This window comes from Spirosoma litoris, assembly GCF_054776755.1.
On sequence record NZ_BAAHBI010000044.1, the window covers coordinates 1 to 9,962 of the forward strand.

General features: G+C 43.6%; 9 protein-coding genes. 4 read left to right on the plus strand and 5 right to left on the minus strand.

The window, feature by feature from the left end; translation table 11 throughout:
* Positions 1 to 3,261, minus strand: a 3,261-nt coding sequence (locus ACYVGR_RS26480; RefSeq protein ID WP_460962493.1) for a fibronectin type III domain-containing protein, incomplete at its 3' end; no start/stop codon positions are given.
* Between the two features lie 412 nt (positions 3,262 to 3,673).
* Here ACYVGR_RS26480 and ACYVGR_RS26485 point away from each other — a divergent pair.
* From ACYVGR_RS26485 to ACYVGR_RS26500, 4 genes are read left to right on the plus strand one after another with little or no spacing between them, the layout of a single operon-like run.
* Positions 3,674 to 4,243, plus strand: a complete 570-nt coding sequence (locus ACYVGR_RS26485; protein ID WP_460962495.1) for a hypothetical protein — start codon at positions 3,674 to 3,676, stop codon at positions 4,241 to 4,243.
* A gap of 11 nt (positions 4,244 to 4,254) precedes the next feature.
* Positions 4,255 to 4,719: a hypothetical protein gene (locus ACYVGR_RS26490; RefSeq protein ID WP_460962497.1), complete on the plus strand. Its 465-nt coding sequence runs from the start codon at positions 4,255 to 4,257 to the stop codon at positions 4,717 to 4,719.
* 4 nt (positions 4,720 to 4,723) lie between these two features.
* On the plus strand, positions 4,724 to 5,326 hold the full coding sequence (locus ACYVGR_RS26495; protein ID WP_460962499.1) for a hypothetical protein: 603 nt from the start codon (positions 4,724 to 4,726) through the stop codon (positions 5,324 to 5,326).
* Complete coding sequence (locus ACYVGR_RS26500) at positions 5,327 to 6,013, plus strand: hypothetical protein (RefSeq protein ID WP_460962501.1); 687 nt, start codon at positions 5,327 to 5,329, stop codon at positions 6,011 to 6,013. It abuts the gene before it with no gap.
* A 452-nt stretch (positions 6,014 to 6,465) separates the two neighbouring features.
* On the opposite strand, the gene ACYVGR_RS26505 is transcribed toward ACYVGR_RS26500, so the two are convergent.
* The 4 genes from ACYVGR_RS26505 to ACYVGR_RS26520 form a co-directional block, all read right to left on the minus strand.
* The gene (locus tag ACYVGR_RS26505; RefSeq protein ID WP_460962503.1) at positions 6,466 to 7,326 is read right to left on the minus strand and encodes a hypothetical protein; all 861 of its coding nucleotides are present in this window, start codon (positions 7,324 to 7,326) and stop codon (positions 6,466 to 6,468) included.
* Between the two features lie 402 nt (positions 7,327 to 7,728).
* A complete protein-coding gene (locus ACYVGR_RS26510) occupies positions 7,729 to 8,205 on the minus strand; it encodes a hypothetical protein (protein WP_460962505.1) in 477 nt (158 codons plus the stop codon).
* Positions 8,190 to 8,981: a hypothetical protein gene (locus ACYVGR_RS26515; RefSeq protein WP_460962507.1), complete on the minus strand. Its 792-nt coding sequence runs from the start codon at positions 8,979 to 8,981 to the stop codon at positions 8,190 to 8,192. Before ACYVGR_RS26515 ends, ACYVGR_RS26510 begins: the two co-directional genes overlap by 16 nt.
* 136 nt (positions 8,982 to 9,117) lie before the next feature.
* On the minus strand, positions 9,118 to 9,648 hold the full coding sequence (locus ACYVGR_RS26520; protein WP_460962509.1) for a hypothetical protein: 531 nt from the start codon (positions 9,646 to 9,648) through the stop codon (positions 9,118 to 9,120).
* Positions 9,649 to 9,962: the final 314 nt, after the last annotated feature.

The window sequence follows — 9,962 nt, forward strand, 5'->3', positions numbered from 1 at the left end:
GGTGCTTTTGTTGTCTCGCCCAGCAGTCCAGTCCAGTGTCCCCCGGCTACATGTGGCGGTTACCTCGATTTGGGTGCCCCGATCAACGGTGATATCCTTGGCCTGATTATTAATCGACACCACTGGAGCGGGAGGAGGATTGGTACAGTCCGAAGTGGTAGTACCCATCTTGACCGTCCGACTAGCCTCCCCACTCCGACAATCTCCATCCTGACAGACAGCGGTGTAAGTCACATCATCGTTAGGTGACTGCTTATTCGAGGTGCTTTTGTTGTCTCGCCCAGCAGTCCAGTCCAGTGTCCCCCGGCTACATGTGGCGGTTACCTCAATTTGACTGCCCCGAACAACGGTGGCATCCTTAGCCTCCCCGTTAATCGACACCACGGGAGCCGGAGGAGGGGTACAACCCGAAGTGGTAGTACCCATCTTGACCGTCCGACTAGCCTCCCCACTTCGACAATCTCCATCCTGACAGACAGCGGTGTAAGTCACATCATCGTTAGGTGACTGCTTATTCGAGGTGCTTTTGTTGTCTCGCCCAGCAGTCCAGTCCAGTGTCCCCCGGCTACATGTGGCGGTTACCTCAATTTGACTGCCCCGAACAACGGTGGCATCCTTAGCCTCCCCGTTAATCGACACCACGGGGGCCGGAGGAGGGGTACAAGTAGGCTTATCATAGACTGTCACCGTTAAATACGACTCTCCGCTTGCAATACCATCCGACAAACATTTAGCGGAATACGTTACCTGATCGGACTGTTGAAATGAACCGCCTGAAAAATCAGTCGGAGCTGTCCAGACTAATGTGCCCGTTCGGCATGAACCGCTTACGTTGCTGTTCGACCCGCGCTCAATACGCGTACTGGAGGCCGTCAGGGCGGGTTTATCTGGTGTTACACCCGTAGACCGGGAAGCCACTTCGGAATAGCCGTAGTCGTATCGATTGTGTGCTATGATTCGATAGTAATACGTGGCTCCCTCAGCCAAATTATAGTCAATGAATGAAGTGGTATTAGCCGCTATATCACCGACACGAATGGAATTACTGAAGGCCGGGGAGGTATCCCGGTATACCCAAAATCCGTCCTCATTGTCTGAATTATCTCCCCACTTGACGGTGATGTAATCCGTGCCCACCGAACCAAACGTAACAGGCGTCGGCCCCGCCGGAGGGAAATAAAGGACAGTAATGCCGATGCTACTGCGGCTTTGCGTCTGGCAGCCCGTTCCCAGATTTTTGCAGTAGGCCGAATAGCTCGTCGAAGAGGCCAATTTAACCGTAGCCTGGGGCAGGTTATCCCAGATAATGCTGTTATTATCTGGACAGGAACCACTAATGGTCACCTCATTGTTCCGGTCAATGGTGTTATTGGTCGCATTTGAGGAGAGTGAAGGGGCTTTAGGCTCCGGATAAACCGTTAGCGAAAGGGGCTTCTCAGGACTTAGGCAGGTGTTTAAATTGCAACGTACTTTATAGGCAAAGGTAGTCGTAGCTACCTGACCCGGAAAATAAGCCGTTTGCTGATTGGAACTTAGCTCTCGAAACGTGCCATTATCAGGCGTTTGCCATTCCAGTTTACCCACGCACTGATCCGCTTTCAATACGGCATTCTGGTAGGTACAAAAAGCCAGGCTGGTGGCCGTCAACGTAGGTTGTGGCAGCGACTCATAGACGGTGATGGTCAATTTGTCCGAGTCTTCGTTGATACAGTACTTATCGAAACAATTGATTTTATAGGTGGTCGTCGCTTTCGGGTTAATCGTCACCGTGCCTTTGTCAATCTCACCCGTTGACCACTTGCTGTTAATGGACTCGCAGTTACTGGCGGTAAGAGTAGTCGGATAATTAAGGCAAATACTATTGTTATAGGCGGGTGTACTTAGGCGAGGTTTGGCGGGTAAAGCCGTCTGAAACACAAAGCTTTCGTTCTGGATGGATAAACTCAGGGTGGAGCCTGTCGATAAGGTCAGCCCGTTGTTCTTGAAGCGATCGGTGGCGCTTTCTTTGATGAGCACCTGGTAGCGTCGGTCCTGTTCGGTATACACAACGTTATAATACAGCTCTTTAGCTTTGTCGCCCCCCGTGCCGCAGGTGCCGAGTCGGAAGCGACCCGACATACTAATGTTGGCCGATGCCCCACAGCTAAAGTTAGCAGTGACCTGATCCAGCGATAAGTCAAACTTATTGATCTCGTCGGTATAGCCTTCTTCCAGCGCAAAAACTTTGTCGGCTGTCACCGTACCAATGACTCCATTGGGCGATAGAAACAGATTCGTCCCCTGTCCCATTAGGGTATGTGGGTTACGGAGTCTGAATAGCTTGGGCAACCGAATGGCAAAGGCATCGAACTGAATGCCCTGCCAACTATCGCCCAGACTCCCCCCGCCACAATCGGGTAGGTTGGCCGGACTCTGATACAGGCTCAGATCGAGAATCGCATTCGTTTTATCGGTCGGATGAAAACCAATATCATCGGCATTGGTCGAATGAAATCCGCGCGAGGCCGTGACCGGAAAGTAGATATCCTGCCAGTCGAACACGTCTTTTGTTCCCCAGAAGAAAAGCAGGGGTTTCCCGTCGGTAAGCGACTGCCCTGCGGGGTCTTCCCGTTCCACCAGATCATAGACTTTCAGAAAGCCCGAGAGGGAAAACTTCTTGAACTCGCCACAGGAGAAACTCAATTTGGTGTCTTTACCTAGTCCCATCCAGGCCTTACCCTGAAAGGCCGATACGGGGAATTCGACAAATTTAGTTTGCCCTCCCAGCTTTCCTGTGGGGTCGTCCAGTTCACTACTCTTTGCCTCACTCAACAGGCTTTCCAGAATGGGCAAATCGCCCGTGAAGCCACTTTTACCCGATACGGCAATATCGTTGGCACCAAAGTACAGGCTAGTGTTGGTCGTTGAGCCGGGCAGGTAGAACCGGCAGCCGATGGAAAGCACCGAACCCGTCGGAGTGAAACGCATAGACAAGACCGTGATATCGTAATTCCAGTTGCCGATGGTCGACCGAAACGTAACGGGTAGGCTGGCCACTTCCTGCAAAGCCGCGGGAATCGTTAGGCCACCGGGCGTAATGTTAATGAGCCGCCCCTGACTTTGGGCTTCACTGGCCGCGGCATCAATCTGGGCCTGAGTAGGCTGGGTGGCAGGAGCCAATACAGGTAGATGAGGATGGATATTAATCGCCGATACGGCACAGGTTGGCTTGAGAATAGTGAAGAACCCAATTGCTAAAACTAGTTGTAGTAGTCTCGTCATCGTAAACTTAGTCGGTGGATATTGAACCCGTCCAGGGAGAACCGGGGAAGTCAATTCAACAAATAAATTATTAGACGGAAGAGATGACTATTTAGTACACAAATAGAGAAAATAATTATAATAAATTTTTCAAATAGCTGATTTGTAGGGCATTTTTTATGTCAAATGAGTACCCTCTTCAACTAATTGAGTAGATGGTCTATACAAGAAGGCTGGGCTGTTATTGGTTCAACGAGTTCTTTCCATTACACTCTATTCTACACTTGTTATCGACAACGAAGAAAGTCAGTAAGTCAAATCTTATAAGGAAGCCGCTATACTATATAAGAGCTATTTCATAATCTCATATATGACTATTTTATATTTTTTGTATATTAATTAATATAATTTAATTTTGTAAAAATTACAAAAGATGGATTCTTGCAACCTACCTGTTCACACTGAAGCAGATTTACAGCCATCATCTGCCAATGACCATCAATTACTTACCCCCAGCCTATTGTTTGAGATAGATCAAATTGCGTTTATTCTTCGTATCAGCACGCGCTTAGGAATAATTGCAATGGTCATAGGTATACTATTCTGTTTTGCTGTGTTCATAATTCATGATGCAATGCAATCTGATGCAATTGGCAGCGCTGTGTCTCAATTTAATATAGCAGGTAGTACCGCTTTCCTGAAAAATTTAGATCCAGATGCAGCTACGAGTCGATATTTCTACTTTTTCGCCAACCGTAGTGGGATTTTAGTGCTTAGTTCGCTGATACCGCTTGTTGTTCTGCTTGTGCCTTACCTTCATAATATACGGTTTTCATTATTAATAAATAAAGCTTATAAGGTCTCTGATAGTCAGTCATTTAATCGATCTTTTCGTCACTTGGTTAAACACTATGACTTTTATCAGGTAGCCTCCGCCTTATTGGCCTTTGTGGGTTTGATCCTGGTGGTGAGAATTCTGGATTTTTTGACTGAATTAAAATAGATCAATGTTTGATGAAACTTATTGACCAACGAGATTACCAACGATTGTCTCAGGAATTATCAATTACTGAGGATTTTGATCAATTTATCCTGACTCTTGGCAAAGCAGCAATACGCCTGGGGTTTGTGGGCTTATGCCTAAATGTCGCTGTTGGTTATGCACTGATTCGGTTTGCTGATTTAACGTATAAAACTAGATTTGACGGTACACTCCTGTGGTTATTTACGATTCCCATTCATTCTGATTATAGTTGGTTCGTCGTTTGGTTCGGCTTTTGTGTAGGTTTCATTCCTTCTTTAATCCTGCTTCGTTCAGGATTGAGTTTAAGGTTGTATTGGAAAACCCAATCAAGCCAAAAGCTTGAGGAAGGTATTAGGACACTCAAGTACAATCTTCTTTACAACTTGGTTTGCAATGCACTGATTGTCATGGGAATCGTACTTTTTTCGATCAACTACCTTGTTTTCCTTTTATAACAATATGAGTTTGTTTACCAAAATTCAGCGATTCACCGCGGGTGGCTTTGGTTTAGCTGCCATTTTCCTACTATTGCCCTTCATGACAATCTCTTGTGATAATCAAAAGATTATTACACTGGGTGGCTTTGACCTTCTGGTAGGTGTGGAGGTTAAAACAATTCGTGAGTTAGATGAGAAAACATTCATAAATCTGGAGAAATTACTACTGAGAACTCCCGACAATGCAGCAGAACATGCTGGTTTTGAGATGAAAGATGAAATCAAAGAAGTTCCTCCAGCTCCATCGGATCATTCTCCAGCCAATCGGTATGCCATCATTTTGATGATTACTTGTCTAGTTGGTATTGGGATCATCTTATTGAAAGATTATACGACCTCTCAATATATTGGTACACTTTTAAGCCTGATTGCCATCGTTTCTACACTACTTATTCCCCAACAATTTACCCAACTGGCTTCAGCAACCTATCTTTCTGGTGCCTTGGTTGCTAAACGAGAAGTTGGTTTTTATCTGGTATTACTATGCTTGTGCTGCATACTGGGTATGAATCTATTTGCATTGTTCAGAGATCAATTTACGTATGAAGATGCTGAACTTACCTAAATGATGTTCCCACTCGTATTGTACCGGCGCATTAGTACTACTGCCTATTTGATAGGAGTGCTTGGCTTTGTTTTTCCTTTTCTTTCTGTTTCCTGTCAAAATACGCGAGTTATTAAACTGACAGGAGTTGAATTAATAATAGGTGTATCTGCCAAGCAAGTCAACAATAAAGTCAGTAAGCATCCTTTTTGGGGCCCTATTTTTAAGGAATGGAAGAAAAAACAGCCTTCAGCTGTAAACGTGCAGCCGATCAGTAAAGCGTATTTTAATGTACCGATTCTTCGGCAGATAAGTAGTCAGCAATTTTCCATGCCAAACAACCACTCTTCTTCCCCAGCGCCACCCCAAACGGTTTTGGAAGAAGGGTTTCCTCCCAATATAGCCACCCTGCTAGCTTGTTTATTGGGATTGGTTGGGTTGGGGTCAACATTCCTTACGAATTATAAAGTTGGAGCCACCATCGCGATTTTATCGTCAATCTTTGGAATCATCGCAATCTGGATGCTAGTTTATTATGCGGAAGAGTTAACCACTGACAGCAGTCTACTCGCAGGAGTTGGCCTATTAAAAGTAAAGAAAGAGGTAGGATTTTGGGTCACTCATATAGCTTATCTAGGGGCATTTATAAATAGCTTCTACTTACTGACTTTAACTAAACGGCCATCGACTGAAAGTCCATTAATTTGAACGCGGCTGAGATTGTCCAATTAAAAACATAAGACTGAATGGGATCGTCTTTCCTTAGAATACGGATTTTATCGTAATCGATCAGGCTGGACTTATTAGTGGATCGGTTACCTCAACGAATGAGATAGTATGTTGAGCGGGTGCAGTTTAGCAGTAGCTACTTAGTTAAGCTATAATAAGATTTAGCATACTGGCATTCTTTCTGCCAGTACGGAGCTTCCAAACAGGAGGTTACAGAATCCTTTGTTGGTAATTTCTATACATTGACCTCTCAATAACACTAAACGGATTAATGATTGGTTTATCGACCAGGGCTCATTTATATTGGGTAGCTATCAGATTGATTGGCGTACCATCAGCCCATCAACTATCGTGCTCAAACGGCGTTTTTTTCAAAAATCACGACAATCTAGCATCTACCCAACCATTCAATAATAACGAATACGACTGGACTAATGAACTATGAGTGATTCAGGTTCTTCCTGGGCCAGTATAAATGCATTCACTTGTTTCAAAAAGCGAGCATAGGCATCTGTAAAGGTTTTCTCGCTATGAGGAAAAACCAGGCCACTTCGAAAAGCTAAAACCAGAAGCGTATAAGCTTCCAAAGCGTCGCCTTGGTTATGAAATTGGTTCAACCAGATTGCAGGCAACTCGTTCTGGTTCAGGAGCCCAATCCCTCCGCTATAAAACCGAAAGGGTGAGTTTAAATGATCCGTGTTGAAGTATCCCTGTTTTTTCTTGTTGGTCAATTCAAAGTAATCAACCATATAGACGAGTTGTTCAGAAAGTCGTTTTTTAATTTTCTGAAATGGTTCAGGATTGGCTGGTTTGTTTCTCCAGGTGTTACGGGAAGGGACCAGCAGGTCAATAGCTCCTTCCTCATATTCTGGATTAGGGCTAAGCGTTGCCGTGACATGCCTATTGATTACATTTTTGTTACTTATTTCCAATATAGTTAGGTTTTCACCATCTCGTTCGATCTGGTAAAATTCATGGATATTACCACTGATAAGAACGAGTTGCCCAGTACTTTCATTCAGTTCCCATCGCTTAGCACTGTACTGTCCATTTAAAAGGGTAGCGCATGTTCCATCAGGATAGAATCTCCAGTTCGTCTCGCTGGCTCCGTTTTTAAGATAGTCTCTGAATTTTAGTCTGGTGGATTTATTAGCGGCATCAGCTAACTCTGCTTCTAGTTCAGAAGTTATATTAAACCCATTGAATTTCCAGGCCTGGCAAAGTGTATCATTAAGCGATGGTTGGCATGCTATAAATACCAATAATAAAAGGGTAAGAATTAGTAGTCGCATTTCGAAGGAGTGAACTTAGGAATGTGACGTAAATAATAGTTAATAGTAACTTAATGTCCTGAAATTTAAGTTTTAATAGTTTTTTACCGACGAACTCAACTATATCTCACACTAGATAAGATTGATTAATCATACATTGAGAGCAAAATGGACTAAAAGAACGAATATTTTGGGTTGAGTAATTGAGCGGCTACAGTCTCATACAGCGTCTTGTTGGGTCCTGTATACAGACTGCTTATCCCAAGACCTCGGTTCTCATAGCCTTGTATTTTCTTCAGAAAAAAATCTTTTAGAAAGTTTTCACTCAGATTAGCCAGCGAACCATCCTGTACCAGATCAGAAAAATAAGGGACTTGTTCTGTAGTTGTCGACTCCCGTTTTAGTAGGATTATTTGACATTCTTCACCGTGTATCTTCTAGATGCAGAATGTCGGGCACTTCGGTGTTGAGCGATTTTAGGGATGGAATGTACCAACGAACAAATGCTGGTTCTTGTCCACAGTCCCAATGTTGCATTAATAGCAATCTATCAGGAACCTCTTCCTCTAACTGATAAGGAGCCCAAAAGCGTACAAAATCTCTAGTATAGCGGTCATACATTAGGAAATAGATGTATGTCTTTTCATCAGTAGTGTCAGCAATCTGTGCGGCTACTTTGGGTAAAAAATCTCTGTATTGACTGGGCCGGTCTATACTCACATTTTTTACTCCTACATAAACAAACCCAGTGGCATCCATAGTATGCCCATTTTTCATCACAACAATATCAGTGTTGTCAAGCTTTTTAGGGAAGAGAAAAGACCAGAAGTACCATAACAGAGCAGCTAAAACAAATAGCCAAAATAGGGTTTTACGCGAGGGGATTAGTTGGCGTTCCATGTGCGTTTCATTGTGACAGTATACGTTAGATAATCTGTAAAGACAGGATAGCCGTATTGATGCTGGAGTATCCACTGAGATAACACCCCACCTCGATAGTTATAGCGTAAATAGTTGACTTGCCCCAACAGGTTATCGTGTTCTGTAAACACCGATAAATCTTTAGCATAATCACCTTCACTCACGCCAAAGGTATCCAGATAGCGAATGACGATGGTAGCATAGTAACCCCGCTGGGATTGAGTCAGGATGGGTGTAAAGCTTTTAACTCGCACATCAATACCCTGTGTCCCCCCAATCGTAAATAGGCTCAGTCGCTCAGCATCTCCTTCGCCTGGGGCACCATTTAGGGTGAGAGCATCCATGGCGCCAAAAGAGGGAAATACGTTCGTCTTGCTTTTTGTAGCAAACCACGGGCTATCTAAAACCTTTGCTGGCCAGACAGAAGCTGGCACAAAATCCTTTTGGTAATTACTGGGGTCACTGTCTTCGGGTTTGGCCAGATTGCCAATCTTACGAAAAAATAACGCATCCACAATCTGAATCATATTATTGACACGTCGGTTCCCCACAGCCGTGCTGTAGATTGCATCGGCAATGCCCTTCATCTGAAAGAAATCCGTGCCACTCTTCTCGTAAAAGTGGTTGAGTAATTGGGCGGCTACAGCCTCATAAAACGCCTTGTCGGGTCCTGTATACAGACTGCTTATTCCAAGACCTCGGTTCTCATAACCTTGTATTTTCTTTAGAAAAAAATCCTTTAAGAAGTTTTCCACTCAGGTTACTCAGCGTACCATCTCGTACCAGATTGGGGAAAATAAGGGGCTTGTTCTGTAGTTGACTGATACTATTTCAGTAGGAGTATCCATCTTTTTGACATCTTCCTTCGATTGGCAGTTATAAAAACTACTATTAGTTATTCAAACGGTCAAGTTCATTAACTTTAATAGGTGAATCAATAGAAGAAGACTTATGATTTAAATATTGAAGCTTGGGAATATACCAGTATGTAAGTTCTGGCCCTTTACCACAAGCCCAATGCTGTTTTAATAATAATTCGTCTGGCATTTCTTCCTCAAGCTGATAAGCAGCTAGGTAAGGGACTCTCCAAGCTGAAGACTCATTATACATTAAAAAGTAAATATTAAACTCTTCGTTTACAGTGTCGGCAATACTGGCAGAAACCTTAGGCAAAAAATCCTTATACTGACCTGGTAAATTCCGGCATACATTCTTTACTCCAATATAAATAAAGCGTCTTCGGTGATCCCATATTCCTCTTCCTAAATCTTTCTCCTCACCAATGTAACCTTGACTCATTACAACTATATCTGTTTTATCAAGCTTCTTATGGAAAACCATACACTGATAATTCCACAGAAAGGCAGCGAAGAGGAAGATCAATCCGAATACGGCTATTTTAGTACTTAGTTGGCGTCCCATTTATTTGACCTGCTCAACTTGCGTATCACCCAAGTGAAGAATGTCGGGCACTTCGGTATTAAGCGATTTGAGGGCTGGAATGTACCAATGGACATGGCGGGGTTCTTTACCACCATTCCAATGTTCTCTCAGTATAAGGTCTTCAGGCTCTTCCTCTTCAAAATCAAATGGAGTCCAGTTATAAGTATGCCGCTCAATGTGATGGTCATAAAATACAAAATAAATATTTATATTTTTATGAGTTGAATCCGCTATCAGGTTAAACGCATTTAAAAAAGGGTAAGAATGTTAAGCAGATACTGGTCATCCCAACC

What these genes read in the sequence shown, in the direction of transcription:
- ACYVGR_RS26485 (WP_460962495.1), top strand. Translation starts at nt 3,674, where the DNA reads ATGGATTCTTGCAACCTACCTGTTCACACTGAAGCAGATTTACAGCCA.
- ACYVGR_RS26490 (WP_460962497.1), top strand. Translation starts at nt 4,255, where the DNA reads ATGAAACTTATTGACCAACGAGATTACCAACGATTGTCTCAGGAATTA.
- ACYVGR_RS26495 (WP_460962499.1), top strand. Translation starts at nt 4,724, where the DNA reads ATGAGTTTGTTTACCAAAATTCAGCGATTCACCGCGGGTGGCTTTGGT.
- ACYVGR_RS26500 (WP_460962501.1), top strand. Translation starts at nt 5,327, where the DNA reads ATGATGTTCCCACTCGTATTGTACCGGCGCATTAGTACTACTGCCTAT.
- ACYVGR_RS26505 (WP_460962503.1), bottom strand. Translation starts at nt 7,326, where the DNA reads ATGCGACTACTAATTCTTACCCTTTTATTATTGGTATTTATAGCATGC.
- ACYVGR_RS26510 (WP_460962505.1), bottom strand. Translation starts at nt 8,205, where the DNA reads ATGGAACGCCAACTAATCCCCTCGCGTAAAACCCTATTTTGGCTATTT.
- ACYVGR_RS26520 (WP_460962509.1), bottom strand. Translation starts at nt 9,648, where the DNA reads ATGGGACGCCAACTAAGTACTAAAATAGCCGTATTCGGATTGATCTTC.